The organism is Ohtaekwangia koreensis (genome assembly GCF_900167975.1).
Taxonomy (GTDB): domain Bacteria; phylum Bacteroidota; class Bacteroidia; order Cytophagales; family Cyclobacteriaceae; genus Ohtaekwangia; species Ohtaekwangia koreensis.
The window spans coordinates 361266-377678 of record NZ_FUZU01000002.1 but is presented as its reverse complement, the minus strand read 5'-3'; the positions used below and the strand labels follow the sequence as shown (position 1 = coordinate 377678).

Annotated in this window: 20 protein-coding genes; 2 read left to right on the top strand and 18 right to left on the bottom strand. The window is 40.5% G+C overall.

Going from position 1 to position 16413, the window contains the following annotated elements; genetic code table 11:
* The 11 genes from B5Y40_RS14560 to B5Y40_RS14510 form a co-directional block, all read right to left on the bottom strand.
* Nucleotides 1–474 (bottom strand): hypothetical protein, encoded by a 474-nt coding sequence (locus B5Y40_RS14560; RefSeq protein ID WP_079687531.1) that lies wholly within the window; start codon nucleotides 472–474, stop codon nucleotides 1–3.
* A gap of 136 nt (nucleotides 475–610) precedes the next feature.
* Nucleotides 611–1174 carry an RDD family protein gene (locus B5Y40_RS14555; RefSeq protein WP_079687530.1) on the bottom strand — a complete coding sequence of 188 codons (564 nt, stop codon included), beginning with the start codon at nucleotides 1172–1174 and terminating at the stop codon, nucleotides 611–613.
* A gap of 152 nt (nucleotides 1175–1326) precedes the next feature.
* Nucleotides 1327–1884 carry a hypothetical protein gene (locus B5Y40_RS14550; protein ID WP_079687529.1) on the bottom strand — a complete coding sequence of 186 codons (558 nt, stop codon included), beginning with the start codon at nucleotides 1882–1884 and terminating at the stop codon, nucleotides 1327–1329.
* Nucleotides 1881–3038 carry a hypothetical protein gene (locus tag B5Y40_RS14545; protein WP_079687528.1) on the bottom strand — a complete coding sequence of 386 codons (1158 nt, stop codon included), beginning with the start codon at nucleotides 3036–3038 and terminating at the stop codon, nucleotides 1881–1883. The genes B5Y40_RS14550 and B5Y40_RS14545 overlap by 4 nt, the downstream gene beginning before the upstream one ends.
* Before the next feature lie 143 nt (nucleotides 3039–3181).
* The gene (locus B5Y40_RS14540) at nucleotides 3182–5662 is read right to left on the bottom strand and encodes an ABC transporter permease (RefSeq protein WP_079687527.1); all 2481 of its coding nucleotides are present in this window, start codon (nucleotides 5660–5662) and stop codon (nucleotides 3182–3184) included.
* A 53-nt stretch (nucleotides 5663–5715) separates the two neighbouring features.
* Nucleotides 5716–6210 (bottom strand): hypothetical protein, encoded by a 495-nt coding sequence (locus tag B5Y40_RS14535; protein ID WP_079687526.1) that lies wholly within the window; start codon nucleotides 6208–6210, stop codon nucleotides 5716–5718.
* A gap of 158 nt (nucleotides 6211–6368) precedes the next feature.
* Entirely contained in the window at nucleotides 6369–6608 is a 240-nt protein-coding gene (locus B5Y40_RS14530) for a hypothetical protein (RefSeq protein ID WP_079687525.1), read from the bottom strand.
* A 104-nt stretch (nucleotides 6609–6712) separates the two neighbouring features.
* The gene (locus B5Y40_RS14525) at nucleotides 6713–7279 is read right to left on the bottom strand and encodes an HD domain-containing protein (RefSeq protein ID WP_079687524.1); all 567 of its coding nucleotides are present in this window, start codon (nucleotides 7277–7279) and stop codon (nucleotides 6713–6715) included.
* Nucleotides 7280–7566: 287 nt separating this feature from the next.
* On the bottom strand, nucleotides 7567–8016 hold the full coding sequence (locus B5Y40_RS14520; RefSeq protein ID WP_079687523.1) for a hypothetical protein: 450 nt from the start codon (nucleotides 8014–8016) through the stop codon (nucleotides 7567–7569).
* Nucleotides 8017–8068: 52 nt separating this feature from the next.
* Nucleotides 8069–8605 carry a hypothetical protein gene (locus B5Y40_RS14515; protein ID WP_079687522.1) on the bottom strand — a complete coding sequence of 179 codons (537 nt, stop codon included), beginning with the start codon at nucleotides 8603–8605 and terminating at the stop codon, nucleotides 8069–8071.
* Between the two features lie 164 nt (nucleotides 8606–8769).
* On the bottom strand, nucleotides 8770–9108 hold the full coding sequence (locus B5Y40_RS14510; protein WP_079687521.1) for a hypothetical protein: 339 nt from the start codon (nucleotides 9106–9108) through the stop codon (nucleotides 8770–8772).
* Nucleotides 9109–9181: 73 nt separating this feature from the next.
* Here B5Y40_RS14510 and B5Y40_RS14505 point away from each other — a divergent pair, with 73 nt between their 5' ends.
* On the top strand, nucleotides 9182–9406 hold the full coding sequence (locus B5Y40_RS14505; RefSeq protein WP_317043554.1) for a helix-turn-helix domain-containing protein: 225 nt from the start codon (nucleotides 9182–9184) through the stop codon (nucleotides 9404–9406).
* 12 nt (nucleotides 9407–9418) lie between these two features.
* On the opposite strand, the gene B5Y40_RS14500 is transcribed toward B5Y40_RS14505, so the two are convergent.
* The 7 genes from B5Y40_RS14500 to rho all read right to left on the bottom strand — a co-directional run bounded on the left by B5Y40_RS14500 (nucleotide 9419) and on the right by rho (nucleotide 14825).
* On the bottom strand, nucleotides 9419–10108 hold the full coding sequence (locus B5Y40_RS14500) for a hypothetical protein (protein WP_079687519.1): 690 nt from the start codon (nucleotides 10106–10108) through the stop codon (nucleotides 9419–9421).
* Entirely contained in the window at nucleotides 10074–10841 is a 768-nt protein-coding gene (locus B5Y40_RS14495; protein WP_079687518.1) for a hypothetical protein, read from the bottom strand. Before B5Y40_RS14495 ends, B5Y40_RS14500 begins: the two co-directional genes overlap by 35 nt.
* A 4-nt stretch (nucleotides 10842–10845) precedes the next feature.
* Entirely contained in the window at nucleotides 10846–11547 is a 702-nt protein-coding gene (locus tag B5Y40_RS14490; protein ID WP_079687517.1) for a TIGR04255 family protein, read from the bottom strand.
* 574 nt (nucleotides 11548–12121) lie between these two features.
* Nucleotides 12122–12346 carry a CcmD family protein gene (locus B5Y40_RS14485; protein WP_079687516.1) on the bottom strand — a complete coding sequence of 75 codons (225 nt, stop codon included), beginning with the start codon at nucleotides 12344–12346 and terminating at the stop codon, nucleotides 12122–12124.
* A complete protein-coding gene (gene ccsA, locus B5Y40_RS14480; RefSeq protein WP_079687515.1) occupies nucleotides 12336–13007 on the bottom strand; it encodes a cytochrome c biogenesis protein CcsA in 672 nt (223 codons plus the stop codon). Before ccsA ends, B5Y40_RS14485 begins: the two co-directional genes overlap by 11 nt.
* 24 nt (nucleotides 13008–13031) lie before the next feature.
* Nucleotides 13032–13178: a hypothetical protein gene (locus tag B5Y40_RS29825; protein ID WP_221408951.1), complete on the bottom strand. Its 147-nt coding sequence runs from the start codon at nucleotides 13176–13178 to the stop codon at nucleotides 13032–13034.
* Between the two features lie 42 nt (nucleotides 13179–13220).
* Nucleotides 13221–14825, bottom strand: a complete 1605-nt coding sequence (gene rho / locus B5Y40_RS14475; RefSeq protein WP_079687514.1) for a transcription termination factor Rho — start codon at nucleotides 14823–14825, stop codon at nucleotides 13221–13223.
* A 281-nt stretch (nucleotides 14826–15106) separates the two neighbouring features.
* On the opposite strand from rho, the gene serS reads away from it, so the two are divergent.
* Nucleotides 15107–16381 carry a serine--tRNA ligase gene (gene serS, locus B5Y40_RS14465; RefSeq protein ID WP_079687512.1) on the top strand — a complete coding sequence of 425 codons (1275 nt, stop codon included), beginning with the start codon at nucleotides 15107–15109 and terminating at the stop codon, nucleotides 16379–16381.
* Nucleotides 16382–16413: the final 32 nt, after the last annotated feature.

Sequence of the window (16413 nt, the reverse complement as noted above, 5' to 3'; positions counted from 1 at the left end):
CTAATTAGGGGACAGTAATCTTTTCATCTCCCACGATCCACTGCTGATGTGATTCATTTTCCTGCCGGAGTCAAGAGTATAGATTGTTTCAATCGTCCACATTCCCTTGAATTTCTTTTCCGATTCATCATATATACCCGAGTACTGGATATAGGCCGGTCCTTTTGCAACCATTCTTTTACCGTGCTCATCAATAGAGTACGAGTTTTGATATGTTTTGGTGAATTGTATTTTCCTCTGCGTAATACTACCCTCAATTCGGGCCACCTCCGGAATTCCTGTAGTATCTTCTTTTATATTTCCCTCAAACGTGTTGTCTTGTGCGATAATGTCCGCTACAAATGAAACCGTGCGGTTTTGGACAGTTGGAGAATACTTACTGCCATAACCATAGTGGCCAATCCACTGACCAGACAATGCTAACGTGATATCCTTGTTTTTAAATAACGATAGTACTTTCTGAAGGATACTCATAGTATATAATAATTTCTAGTCATCGTAGAGTGCAACCTGAAATTGTGGTTCCTGGTACGGACGATAACGTATTATTATATATAGATGTTACACAGCATTTCTTTTATGATCATAAAGGAAATGCTGTGTAGAAGTATTAGTGCCGCTGTTCAATTACATACGTGCCACCAATCTTGTCATGCAATGATCTCTTCCGTGAATCGGACAACATCACGATCATGTCTGCAATGGTGATGATTCCGCTCACTACGTTTATAATTTGAAGTGATGTATATCGACTGCTGTATGTTGAGAATTCTCCAAATCCGGTTATATCCTGAAACTCTTCTGATGAATATATACCAATGGTAATAAAGAGCGTGATCAAAGACGGTACAATATGAAAAATGTTTCGCAAGAGGATCTCCTGGAGATCGGCTTTTTCAAATTGCAGATTTACAACTTTAAGCTTTAAGGCCATCTTTCCAAGGGTAGCCCCGTAGTTGTATTCCATAAAAGGCTTGTAGGACAGGGAGAGCACCGTGACGACCGCGAGTATCGGAATGCTCTTCCATGAAGTTATATTAAAGTACATAACGCCAAATGTCAGAGGAGTTAGTATCAGTCCATCGAGGAATAGCGCTCCAAGCCGGGGCCAGAATCCTGCATATATAACTGAATTACGATCTACGTTAAGCTGGGGTTCATCTAATATTTCCATAGAAGGGTAAGTTAGTCATGGCAAAACACCACAGTTAAATATACTTTTTCTGTGTTAAATGTTATAGAGTGGTGTGTTAAATTTTTCTGTATACGTGATTTATTCCATAATCGGTGATGTAGGGACTCGAAAACCACAGCCTTAATATAGTACTACAGGTCGGCTTTTCTTAAAAGCGCACAGGTGATTGACAACTCGCCAAGAAGCTTGAAACATTCTTCCCATAGAACTCCAGCAGCAAAAACATCAATGGTTACAGAAGCAGTACCAAGTATAGTAGCGGAAAGAAGAAATATTCGACTTACACCCTCCAGATTTTTCCATAAGATAATAGCTATATATGCGCCCACCAGCCCGCCTGCTATAGCCGGAAGTTCATATACCCATCGCGATGTTTGGTTCGTGTGCGAAGAGAAAATTATCCACTCTTTGAGATGCTCATGAAACATGAAACGTTCATCCAGCGCCAGCACAAAGAAAAATGCAGCGAACACAAACCACGGGCGCCAGCCGTGGCGCATTCCTAAAATAAGGGATATAGTGGCAGATATAGTTAGCAGTACACCGGACATCCATGTGCCAACAGATGATTCACCTGCAATTACAAGTACAGGGTAGTACCGATTGAAGGAGAATGCGATTGCAAAAACCAGGACAAAGAATGCGAGCAAGAATGCCGTGGCTTTATAATAAGATGCACTCGCTCTCATGTGCAATCAAGCTCTTGCCCGCTATCAATAATTTCCCAGCCACCTTCGATGTTTACAAACCATAACGCATCGAGCATTACATCGCTGGCGATTCCCTCAAAGGAGCCTGTGACACAGGCGAACTCAGGAATGCCATCGTTATTCAGATCCGCAGTCCACACGGAGTTGGGATGACGGGTAATTTTACAAGATACTATAGGCGTTGTGTTGTAGGGAATATATATACCGAGTATATCCTGTGCTTCTATATTTTTAGAGCAGGCGAATACGAGATTCGGCTGATCAGAGACACAGCCCAGGGACTCAGGAACAATTTTAATTGTAATGGAAATGAGATGAGCAGGTACCAATCCATTTTCTGTGAAAAACATAACAGGAATGCGACTATTAAATTCATGAATGAGCGATCCGATTCCATTCACTTCCTGTGGCCCTCCATCATACGAACCAAGCGGTGGGCCAAAGGATATTGTAGTGGGTAAATTCTTTTTAAAGTGATATATAGAATTTAATATATAGTTTCCGTTCTCGGTTACATAACTCTCAAAGCGAGTCTCCGGGTTTCCCTGCGGATCGCTATAAACAGCATTGTCATCCGTAGTAAGTTTTGATATAAAGGGTGCGCCACCGAGAAAGAAAAAATCGCCATGTGAAAGTACGGTAGATGCGCCAGCCGGAGGAAGCAGATTGGATGAAGAATCACCGGCATCGGTTACGCGGTTCAGTGCTATTAATTTAGGGCACACATCCTGAAGCGAAGGCCCTGATGCCATTAGCTTTTTATAGTCCAGTATAGCCTGGTATGCCTGTGTTTGGTGTGGCATAAAAATGAGACTGTCCTGTGGATCCGTAAGGGGTTGTGTTTCGTGAGCGAATTCCAAACTATCTTTAAGGCTAACAGAACGCTGGGCAAATTCCAAAACTGAAGCAAGCGGTGAAAATGTTTCCAGTGAAGTTCGGATGTTGTCTTGTACAGCACCGCTATAGCGAATAATATTTTTCAATAAAATGGTGTCCCTTTCCCCCACAACGTGCTCTTCGACCTGCGATATACTATCCGTTTCGCTTAATTCGGAGGCCTGTTCTTTTGATTTGCAACTTATGAGGGTTAATGAATATACCGTGACGACCAAACTTAAAACGACTTCTTTCATATTAGCTTGTAGAGTATAGAGTTCATGGTTTTATCCAGAGAACAATGTCTCTGGATACACGCCTAGGGTTTTCAAAATCAGGATGCAAGATATATATTAATTTTTTGGGGGATGCATATAGGCGAATTAATATAGTTGCGTTTTTACTCTCCCCTCAAATGATCAACCGGATTTGCACTTGCTGCTTTTATTGTTTGTACTCCGGAGATTAGTAGTACAATAACCATGATGATTACCACAGGCAATAATGCAAGCCATGCCGTTAACTGAATTCTTTCGGGATAAACAGAGAGCCACTCCTTAGCAAGGATGTATATGAGTGGTGTAGCAAGAGCGGCTGCAATTGCAATGAGCCTCACATTAGTCTTCGATAAGAGTACCGTAACCCCTAATACTGATGCTCCAAGAACTTTCCGTATGCTGATTTCCTTTAACCGCGAATTCATTTCAAAGAGCGTCATGCCTATAATTCCCAGACATGCGACTATAATGGCTATACCTGCAAACAATGTGAATATCTTCTGGAAATATAGTTCACCTCTAAATTGGTGGTCGTAGTATTCATTGAGAAAGAAGTAATCAAAAGGTCGGTCAGGGAAAAGCTCTTTCCACGTATTTTCAATTTGCGACAACGATTCTTGCGGGCGACTACCTTCTTTCAGACGTACCGAGAAATATACCTGCTGAAAGCTTGCGTAGTTGTGGAATAGTATTGTTGGGTATACTTCTTTCCGGCTTGCTTCATGGTGGTAGTCTTTAATGACACCAATGATGCGGCACTTCAAGGGTTCATCGAATGCTGTAAAGTATATTTCCTGATTTATAGCCTCTGCTACAGATGGGAATCCCAGTTGTCGTATAGCACGTTCGTTCAGAATCACTGACGACCAGTTGGCAGTTTCCCACGGGGCTGTGCCATTGAAGTTTGAGGGAATTTCAAACGTGTTGCCTGCAAGAATGTCAATGTTATAGGTTTCAATAAAGTCTGCGCTCACAAAGAGCGTTTTATAGACCGCAGGGTCGTATGGATCGCCTATATTTCGCTTGATCAGGTTAATATAATTGAACCCGATCTCTGATCCTGGTATAGCAGACGAACTCGCTACCGATTGGACCGCTGGATACTGTTTCAGTTTATTCTCAAGACTTTCAAACTCACCATATTTAGTCGTGAGTTCCTGATTTGAATATGCTGTCGGATTTCTGATGGCCACTACGGTTTCAAGCTCAATACCTTTATTGATCAGCTTCATGAAATCCAGTTGCTGATGTACGGTTATAACAAACGCAACTAGAATGATAGAAACTGTAAACTGAAACACGACAAGAGTCTGTCTCACTTTGTTGCCGGTCCTATATTTACTCACTGCACCTTTGATCGCATTTACCGGATTGAACCTTAACAGAAAAATGGCAGGGTATATTCCGGCAGCAATCGATCCAAGCAAAAATAAAATCGATGCTGCTATCCATACCATCGGCTGATCCAGTGATATGCGTTGCAGTTGAGTGCCGATAAGATCAGAATAATGCGGTGAAAAAGAAACAATGATTACAACGGATAGGATAAGCGCAGCCATAGTGAGACAATAGTACTCTGTTAAATATTGTGCTGCCAGATTACGTTTGCCCGAGCCAATGATCCGCCTTACGCTAAACTCTTTTGTGCGCGATACAAATCTGGATGTCTCCAGGTTAATATAGTTTATCCAGGCAAGAGTAAGAATGATAACCCCGATGCTACCTAGCAGATATAGTAATCCTTTATTGCCATTCGCTTCAAGCTCATCTTTGCAGTGTGATGACAAATGAATGTCGGTAACGGGTTGCAGATATAGCGTTGTGTTTTCAACCAGTTTATGTTCCTTTTTTAATTTGTCGAGTAATAGATTTAATTTTTGTTCGATTACATCGGGTTGTATCTTTTCTGAAAAGGTTACATACGTAGCAAGCCTTCCTTCTTCCCATAACTCCGTTTCTTGTTCCGGCCGACTGTCGTTAATCTGCTCGACAATGGTTGCATGAAAGTGTGCATTGCCCGGTATATCTTTTAGTACACCGCGTATAGTATAGTGTCCTCCTTCCGAGTGGTCGTCAATTCTATCGAGTACCTGACCAACCGGATCTTTATCTCCGAATAATTTCTTTGCAACAGCCTCTGAAATTACAATACTGTTCGGCTCCTTCATTGCTGTTGCTGCATCACCACGAAGAAGAAGCGAAGGAAACACTGTAAAGAATGCGGAATCAGAACTAAGCCATCCCCCGGTCTCATTATATATTTTGCCTTGATGGCGAAATAAAAATCCGGTATTGGCTGGAATCTTGTAAAACCCGGTAACACTCTGCACTTCGGGGAAGTGTTCTTTTAATAGCGCACGTACACCCGGAAATGTTTTTGCCGAAGTCTCCACCAACTCACCATTTTCGTACCTCTTCAGCCCGACACGGTATATATAGTCTTTGTTGGAATGAAATTGATCGAAGCTCAGCTGAAAACTTATATAATGAGCAATAAGCAGAAAAGCGGATATACCTATAGCAAGTCCGATAACGTTAATAAGTGTGAAGATCTTGCTTCGGATGAGATGACGGAGAGCTACTTTAAGATGGGTTGTTAGCATATATCAGGTGATTGCAGAGATCTAATATACCAATCTTATCCTTTGCCCGGGGATTAATCCCAGGGCAAAGGATTAATTTTCCCTGCATTTTTTATTTTAGGGTCGAGGATAATGACACCACAAATTGCTTTTGATCCATAGATAGCCGGTGCTGTACTGTCATTCAAAATTCTCACATCTTTGATATTGTGGACATTAATGAGCTCCACTAAATTTTCAATTTGTTTATTACTGGTTTGATTAGTAATGTATATGGGTTGATTGCCAAGAATGAATAATGGTTTACAGGTACCCTCAATTCTTTTTTCATGTGTGTATTGGTCTTCCACCCTTATTCTATCAGCAAAAGTTTGCCTGATATAGATTGCTGTGTCGGATAAGATTCTGTTTCGGATGATAGTGAGTTTATCTTTCAGGTCTTTCCCTTCAAATTTAGTTAGCCATTGTTTATTCTCATCCAAAGTGATGATGAGGGTGTCGCTATTGTTTGATTGGCTATACACATTGCCTGATAATAAGAGAAGAAGTATGGTTACTAGCGATTTCATTAATGGCATGTTGATAATAATCACATCCTTATCTTAAACTGATATAATGCTTTGTTGGGCATTTGATTTCATCAGTGCTTATGTGCCTGTATCCATTGCACAGGGATTAATCCCTGTGCAATGGATATGTGAAATAATGCTATTCTTATTTTATTAGTTTATTTCTCCCCAAGCCTCTGCCCGCGGTTCTTCCGTATCAGCGCGACTACATAACCACCGATCACTGCTAAGACCAGGTATATAGGGAATGCCCACGTTAGTGTTTTGAGAAGACCGTAGAGAAAATCTCCTGCACCGTTAAGTGCATATTCCGAAGAACGTTGTGTGAACTTCACAATGTGAAAGATCAGGAGAATTGCCAGTATTATTGACGAGTATGTGAAGAACTGCTTTTTCATCGAGCAACTTATATAGACACAAAGCTAATATGAAAAAAGTACTTAAGAGGAATAAAAGTTGAATCTGATCATAGATTATCATTGGCAGCCGTTAGCTGCACACCTTAACTGCCAGTTATGAAGCGATCATAGCTGGCTATTTTATTGCGCAGTCGGTCGGAGAGGTATTTATTTCCATCGCCAAGTTCTTTCAGTATAATTTCAGCTTCTTCTTTATACTTCTTTTTCTTGTCGTTGTTCCAAGAGTAAGGAGGTTCGTATAGGTTTACAATTCTATCTGCCAGCTTGACAGCCCAGATTTCTTTAGGCTGTTGTTTGATCCTCTTCAAGCTATCGAGCATCTTCTCAAGATGATCTTCAATTTTATCATTTTTAGACAATGCCATAACACCGTTGGCAACCTCATCACCAAACAGCTCTTTTACTTTCGTATAGGTAAAGGAGGTATCTTCAATGGTATCGTGTAAGATCGCACATTTGATAGCGAGACCTGCATCTATATCTTCGGTATAGTGTATAGCATTTAAAATTTCAAACGTTACGCTGCCGATGTGATTTATATACTCGATCTTTTCGCCTTCATTGGAGCCACCATATTTTTGTCCGTCATGTAATCGTGAAGCGAGTTGCCAGATGTTCTGGACTTCGTCTATTGACCAGTGTTGTTTCATGTGTAATAAAGTTATAATAATAATGGATTGCGTTTATAGCCGCGAGCACATCAGAGTCCCGGAAAACCGGTGATTCTGATGGGGTTGAATCACATCTTTACTTAGCAATCTTAATTGATTTTTTGTTGATAGTTGATTTTATTAGAACTCATTTGCCTTGCATCTATTGCACAGGGATTATCCCTGTGCAATGGATATGTAATGTAGTGCAATTCTTGCGTCCGAGCGAAGTCTCCCGCTTCGGGGACTTCGCGATATATATAGTTGGGCGGCAGCGGGTGAATTCACTATAAAGTATTCCAGTCCTTTGTATTTCGATATCTTCCCAATCCAACGATATCAAACTCATCCAATGACTTGCTTCTTTTGATGCCGAATTGATTTAGTATAATGTTTATGACGTCTTGTTCAGCCAGCTTTTTGAAAATTCTTTTCCCATCCCTCCAAATTATTCCACATTGATTTCCCATTCCTCCGAAATATTCAGCTTCCACATAAGCGATCATTTTGTGCTGAATGATCTGTAATATTTGTCTTTCCGTTTCTGTTGTTAAAAATTCAAATGTATCTATACTCTCACTTTTCTGATAGTTATTAATCTCATTATATAGTTCCTCGGTTAAAGGAAGTAAAGCAATGTGATCAACAAGTGCAATGACGTTAGCGTGTTCAAAACTCTTCTCAATGATCTTTAGATCTTCATCTCTGCCAATAAAAGCTTGTAAATAGTAGCCCATACATAATATTGTTACGCTGTTAAATCACTTAGCTTTAGTGAGTGCTAAAGGACTACGCGGTTTTATCTCCTATATATTTGTCGAATGTTCTAATACCAATCCGTAGTATCAATATTGCAGCTGAAGCCAACGCTATGTAGTAAACCATCTTCCAGCGGTTCTTCTCACAAGCATTGTAATCTTGTACAGTTAATATGTTGCCATACTCCTTGGAAGTTATAGTAAATACTTCGTATTCTTTTTCTTTGGGGATACTATCGCTTGTTTGAAATGTAATGGAATCTCCTATTTGTAGAAGCCGAATTTTATTGAGATCAGAAGTCTCATAACTACAACTTGAAAGATGAATGTAATTACCATCTGCTATGATGATTTCTACATATTCGTAAGTGAAGTCCCCGCCAGTTGCGCCCCAGTAAGGAACTTTTTCCAATGCGCCTTTAATAGTGGATAGCTTGTTAACTTCTATAGGTTTAAAGGTACTTTTTAAATAGTATGATGTAAGGAGACAGAACAATATTAGGACAACTAAATGAAAGGATTTTTTATCGAAAACGGCATCTGTACTCTTGTCTTCTCCCAACGACATACTTTAGGATTTAGCGTCCAGCTGCAAAATACGGTAATTTGCAATCTTGACGAGATCTTTTGTTTTCTGTTTCTTTTTACTCTGGGCTTATGTCCGAGCGAAGTCTCCCGCCTCGGGGACTTCGCGATATAGATCGCAGCCTCTTAAAGTGCTATAATAATAATTTACTTATTAACCATTTTCATTCGCAGCATTTTAGCAGCACGTGCCAGTTCATAAAGCTGGTGTATCTCATGGCGAGTGTTTATATATAGATTAAGGCGCTCTTCAGAGGGGGATGTAGTGCGTACTTCGTTAGCCAAAAAGTTAAAGAAAAGCTCACTCAGAAACTCGTATGTATCTATACCTACTGAAAGTTCGCTTAAGGCTTCTATTATTTCATTCTTGTTATTGTATGGTGTAGCATGACTTTGTGCCTCTTCATGTTGAGCCAACTTAAATTCAAGATGATGTATACGGTTCCGTAGTTCCTTGCTACTTTCTTTCAACGTTATCTTTTTCATTCTCAATTAAAACGAAAGTACAATATAACCAAAACGGTTATATATAACCAAATTGGATAGGTAGATATTTGAAATGATGGCAAAAAGAAAAACAAAATCTACCAAGCCGATTTTAAATCGGATTAAAGAAGTATTGGAGGAGCAAGGTAAAACTCAGACATGGTTGGCTGAGAAGTTGGATAAGGATTTTGTGACTGTTACTCGTTATGTTAATAACCATCGACAGCCTTCACTTGAAACATTGTTTGAGATCGGTAGGGTATTAAGAGTGAATCCGAAAGACCTTATAAATTATTGAGGAACAACAGAGTTACCTAAACGAATCTTTAATTTGAGCTAGTATATACATAAATCGGCTCTCTATTAATGCCTTGAAGGATTGAAAAGGTGATTTTTTATAGAGCGGATTTTGAATTTTGTTCGCACTTGCATCATTTGTATCAACAAGCGTCATAATTTGATCTTCAACAAATTCTAATGCAGATTTTTTGTGATACTCCTTAAGATTGCTTGAATCTATCTCCGTTCCACTTTCATCGAAAACTACAAATTCAAAATGCCAATAGTTATCCAACATCGGTCTATGTTTAACAAGCAATGTGGACATCACTGTTTGTGTTAATTTGTTTTCTGTTTTCTTCAGTGGTATTTTCAATTCGTGACAATCCTTCAGTTTAAAATATAGGGGAAAGACAAGCGAAGATTCATTGGTATACTTAACATCTTTACTCTTTAAGCAAGCATCCCCTTCTTTCCAGTAAGTTCTTGTTTTCGTTTTATACTTAATATGGTCATTAAGAAATTCTCCAAAGAAATAGGTAGAGAAACCATAGAGGCTTCCTCTATTAGGAAATACATCACGGACTTTTAAATCGGATAAATCAGCACCATCAGCTGACTTTCTAAGTAAGGAAGCTGATGGGTGAGATAATAAGAGCCTTTCGACCTCAATATTACTCTTATAATTATATTTGGGTAGTAACTCCTGAGGATAGGACATCGACAAACGAATTCTTCCAGTTTTCAATTGCGGAATTAATTTCAGGTCGCCTTGAATGCAACAAAGTTTGTATTCTAGCTTGAAAAATAATTTTCTTTATATCCAGTATAACGTCTTTTAAGCTTCCAACACCATTTTCTATGCATAAGGCTTTCTTGAAATAGCTGTAAGTGCATCGACTAGGTTCATCCAAGTGGTATCTGAACATTATCTTTCCTAAGTCATCGAGTTTTAGTTTGAATATTATTGTCGCTTCATCTCTTAGTTCTAAGTTTATAGTAGGAATTTTTAATGCGCTTACCGTGACTATGATATTCTTTACACTGTCATCAAATACGGTCGACTTATTTCCTAAAAATTCTTTGACAGCTTCTTTCTCCTTCTCATAGTGAGAGTTTAATTTCGCAATTTTAATATCAAGGTCGGAAACCATTTCGAAATCTTGGCCACTAAGTGCAGTTCCATTTGCTCTTGGATAGTCAAGAGCAAATGTGAAAATTTTGTTATTGTCAAAAATGTTTTCGTTGAAACCTTGTGAAGCAACAAATGATCTCAAGAAATTATTGGTAAGCGATTTTTGGACATTCCAATTACTGTTAGAATAGTAGATGTGTGGAACTAGCGATGCGATCATGAAATGTTCAGGCGCAGTTCCCCAGGTTTCATAGGTACCTGCTGCTTCGCATAAGAGCTTGCTATATGCGTCAGTCTGAGTAGGAATTTCTTCTGTCATAATCCTAGTATTCAGGATTGAATTTTTTAACAAAATCGTTTTTAAGCAAGCTATAGAATATCATTTTCTCTTCGCTGTGAGCTTGCTCTAGAATTCTAATAATCTGGTCGGAAAATTTAATTTTTAAGCCATGTTCCGTGGCTACGTCAATATCTAAAATCGAGCCTGGAACATTATTGTGCACAACGTTGTCTGCAATAATTACATTAAAAATAAAAGGGTCTTTTTGGAGTTGAGTTCTTAACGAAGTGCTCCGTGTAGTATAATTTTCACGTCCTGAAAAGCTAATGTCAAGATTCGTGTTTTGAGAGATCAACATAATATTTTTGAAAAAATTGATGTACCTCAATCCAACTCTTTCGATTTCGTTTATTAAACCTTGTTTACTAAGGTTATGCATGGTCTCTGTAACAATTGCTGAGAAAGGAGACCATCCTTTATAGCTATTCATGCATCCAAAAGAAATTACATTCGGGCCGATGTTTACGTTAAAATTATCATTGTGTAAGGATACTTTCGTTGTGAACTCAAGCGGAAACCCAATTTGGGGTGCAAAATCTCTAAAGGAAGGGAACTCAACACTGAAGTGATTTAGTAGCAACGTAGTCAGTCTATCTTTGGGATGTTGAGAGGAGAATCTAAACTCGACAACAGAGTCGACTATAGGATCTGGAGTAATTTTTTTCGGAATGTCAGTTTGAATCATTTCAGATATAGAAAGTCAAGCGCATCTAATGTAACGAATTCTATCATCAAGAGTTGTTTTTTGTAGTTAAGCTATCAAAATTAATTAAGTCAATCAAGTAGATAATTAATTTAAGTTAATCGAAATCAATATCAATATCAATTGATGTTTATTTGAGTAATTATTGGGCATGCAAATATATCTATATCGCTCTATTAAAGATAACTAAATCAAATTGAGTATATAAGCCTATCAAATTTCCTTCCCAACAATATTATTTTGTTTCCGAAACAGTAGTTTTACTTACCGAATGATTATAGTATAACGAGTGAGTTGCTTCGAGCAAGGATTTCTCTGCTATGCCTCCTTCGAAAGTACATGGTGAGGGGCGATATAAAATATACTGTATGCAAAACAGAATTTAATTCTGTTTCCTGCCAGAGTGGCTCAAAAAATCAGGGGGTGTTGGAACGCCTTAGGAACGCCTTACCTACCCTTTAGGACATTTTGGAAAAATAGCACTTAAATCCAACGATTCTTTGGCAAGCCGGCAATTATGGCAGCATGCCACTCCTCGCTTCTTGGTCGCTAATTCTTAATTCTGCTTAGCCTCTTCTTCCATTTTGTGAAGTTTACGATCTACGCGTATCAGAAATACAACAAAGCCGGTGAGTATTACTACGAGTCCGGCTACTACGGTATATATCTTTCCATCGCGTCTCAAGGTGTCGGCCATTTCAACGGGAGTGTTGTCTTGGGCAAAAGCTTGTAATGAGCAGGCAAGTAATATGATTGTGATGAGAGCGATGCTATATTTCATGGTGTAGTCGGGTTAGGGTTCGTAGGCGGAAGAGTATAGTTTTAAACCACCAGCCAGTCATAATAAAGGCAATGATGGAAGTATAGATCACCAGCTTCATGTTATGTGCGGTGTCAAAAAGACGAAACGTAGGGTTGTCGCCACTGCCAGGGTGGAGCGAATCCGTCATGCGCGGAAGTATATATATCAACGGTATAAATATACTAAAGGCAAAAATATTGTAGACGGCACTTAGTCTCGCGCGCTGGGTTTCGTCTTGCAGGCCGCCACGCAATACAAAGTAGGCAGCGTATATCATGAGTCCGATGGCGGTGTTGTTCAGCTTGGGGTCGGTCGTCCAAAAAGTGCCCCATGTTGCATTGGCCCATAGTGACCCCGTTATGAGGCCGAGTACACCAAACAGAAAACCAACTTGTGTAGCAACGAACGCGTGGTCATCATCTTCGATAGCGGATGAGCGCAGGTATCGTATCGAGTACCATACCGAGTAAGCGAACTGAAACATCATGCTAAACCACATGGGCACGTGAAAGTAATTAAGGCGTATACTTTCATTGAGAATGTGCAGTCGTGGAACCGGAAGCAGAAAGCCGCCAATGGCTGTATAATATAGCAGTATAAGCGTTAAGACTTTCCACCACGCCAATCGATATCGTGTCATAGTGACTATTTTGGTTGAGTAAAATTAGGACAGGATCACGTAATTTCTATTTATATCTATGGAAATAGCATTCGTTATAAATCCGGGCGCGTAGAGAACGTTACCCTGACCATCGTGTATAATGGATTTCATGGTAATGATATCACGCGCAAAGCGAATAAAAAAAGCCATCCCTGAATCAGAGATGGCTTCTATACTGTAGTGCTATATATACTATCCGTTCATAGAGAGCAGGAACTCTTCGTTGGTACGGGTTCCGCGCATTTTACCTTGCAGGAACTCCATCGCTTCAACCGAGTTCATGTCAGACATAAACTTGCGCAGTATCCAGACACGTTGCAGTTCGTCTTCTTTCATCAACAGATCTTCGCGTCTTGTGCCTGATGCCGGTACATCCATAGCAGGATATACTCTGCGGTTGGCAAGCTTACGGTCAAGTTGCAATTCCATGTTGCCGGTACCTTTAAATTCTTCGAAAATAACTTCATCCATCTTCGAGCCGGTATCGATTAACGCAGTTGCTATAATGGTGAGTGAACCACCGTTTTCAATTTTACGGGCAGCACCAAAGAAACGCTTTGGTTTATGTAATGCATTTGCATCCACACCACCGGAAAGTATTTTACCAGACGAAGGAACTACGGTGTTGTAGGCACGCGCGAGACGAGTGATAGAATCCAGCAGGATCACAACATCATGTCCGCACTCTACCATGCGCTTTGCTTTCTCCAATACGATGCTGGCAACTTTCACGTGACGTTCAGCTTGCTCATCGAATGTAGAAGCGATCACTTCTGCATTTACACTGCGCGCCATGTCTGTAACTTCTTCCGGGCGTTCATCGATCAGTAATACGATCAGGTAAACTTCCGGGTGGTTCAATGCTATAGCGTTGGCAATGTTCTTCAGCAATACAGTCTTACCTGTTTTAGGCTGTGCTACAATCATACCGCGTTGTCCTTTACCTATAGGAGAGAACAAGTCAAGTATACGTGTAGACATATTATCTGGCGTGGTGGCGAGTCTCAATTTCTGCTCCGGGAAAAGTGGAGTCAGATATTCGAAAGCAACACGGTCGCGGATCTCTTCAGTAGTCTTACCGTTAACGGATTCGACTTTGAGAAGAGCAAAGTATTTTTCGCCTTCTTTCGGAGGACGGATCTGACCTTTAACAGTATCACCTGTTTTAAGACCAAATAATTTTATCTGTGATGGCGATACGTAAATATCATCAGGGCTCGCCAGGTAATTATAGTCAGATGAGCGCAGGAAACCGTAGCCATCTTGCATGATCTCCAATACACCTTCGTTGCTGATCGCTCCGTCAAACTCACGGATCGATGCACGTTGATGCTGAGGTCTCTCCGGCATACGGTGTTCGTGGCGCGGCTCTTCGTTAATGATGATATTCTCTATATCCGAATCATCTTCGGTATGCTCTTCAAAAGTTTGAGGAGTAGAATCGAAATCGAGGTTGATGGAATCCAGCAGTTCATCAGAAGAGAAATCAGTTTCTGTTTTTGCCGGAGGTTGTGGTGTTGAAGCAGCAGGAGCAGGTGTTGCAGGTGCTACATTCTCTCGTCTGCGTGGACGCATTTTGCGTTCAGGGGCAGAAGCGTCATTTGATTCAGTAACTTCGGCTTTGGGTGCAGCGGCTTTTTTGGCGGGGGCTGTATCGCCTGACACAGCTTGTTGATCGAGGATTTTGTAGATAAGATCTTGTTTCGAAAGCTTCTTGGCGTTCTTTACGCCCATATCCTCTGCAATTTCTTTCAATTCAGAAAGAAGCCTGACATTCAGGTCGTCAATAGTGTACATGAGATTTAAAAATGAATGTGGTTAATTTTAAAAATGATATGTGAATTGGTTGGTGATCAGCGTAAAGCTGAGTAATAACGTCATGGACTGATAACTAGAAAACAAAAATTTGATAAAGAGTTCCGGATTTATATTCAGAGGGCTTGAGATAAAAGCCGAATGATGATGCAAGTATAACCCAAAATTGAAAATTATCAAACCGTTAAATATTTTATTGAGCTTGGAAAAGCGCATGGCGATCAAAAAAAACTAATTTTGAAGCCTTTTAAAAATCCATACCCATGTTACAGCTTGCTACTGTCCGCGAACAAACCGAGAAGATCATTCAGGGTTTGGCAAAACGGAATTTCAAAGATGCAGAGAACCTTATAAACCAGGTACTCGAGAACGATCAGCTACGAAGAGATACTCAGAAAATTCTCGATGAGCTGAAAGCTAAATCTAATGTCGATTCAAAAAAAATCGGAGAGTTAATGAAGTCGGGAAAGCAAGACGAAGCTACTGCATTGCGCGCTGCTGTTACCGCGGATAAAGATAAAGTGAAGTCGCTTGAGACATCATTGGATGTATATGAGAAAAAGCAACTCGAGCTGCTATATAAGATTCCCAATGTACCGCACGATAAAGTACCAGCCGGTGTTGGTGCCGATGATAATATAGAAGTATATAGCCACGGTACAGTTCCCGAGCTCTATAGTGAGGCAGTTCCGCATTGGGACCTGATCAAGAAATATGATATAATCGATTTCGATTTGGGTATAAAAATCTCCGGTGCGGGGTTCCCGGTATATAAAGGCAAAGGTGCCCGCCTGCAGCGTGCGCTCATCAATTTCTTTTTAGATGAGGCAACACGGTTGGGCTACCGCGAAATTCAACCGCCTATCGTGGTGAACGAAGCGTCCGGTTATGGCACAGGACAATTGCCGGATAAGGAAGGGCAGATGTACTTCGTAAATGAAGACGGCCTATACCTGATTCCGACAGCCGAGGTACCGATCACCAATCTATACCGTGATGTTCTGGTAACGGAAGATGATCTGCCCATCAAGAATGCAGGATATACTCCTTGCTTCAGACGTGAAGCAGGAAGCTGGGGTGCGCATGTGCGGGGCTTGAATCGTCTGCATCAATTCGATAAAGTTGAGATCGTGCAGATCCGGAAACCAGAAGAATCATACGACGCGCTGGAAGATATGTGTGCACATGTACAGGGCTTGTTGGAGAAACTCGAATTGCCCTATCGCAAGTTATTACTCTGCGGTGGCGACATGGGTTTTAATGCTGCTATCACGTACGATATGGAAGTATACTCTGCAGCACAGCAACGTTGGCTGGAGGTAAGTTCTGTAAGTAACTTTGAAACCTTCCAGGCAAATCGCCTCAAGCTTCGGTATAAAGGCAAAGAAGGTAAAACGCAGTTGCTGCATACCCTGAACGGAAGTGCGCTGGCACTGCCGCGTATTGTTGCCGCTATACTGGAGAATAACCAAACCAAAGAAGGCATCCGTATACCGAAAGTATTGGTGCCCTATACAGGTTTTGATCTCATCAACTAATAATAACGATAACAAATTGAATACAAGCCCGC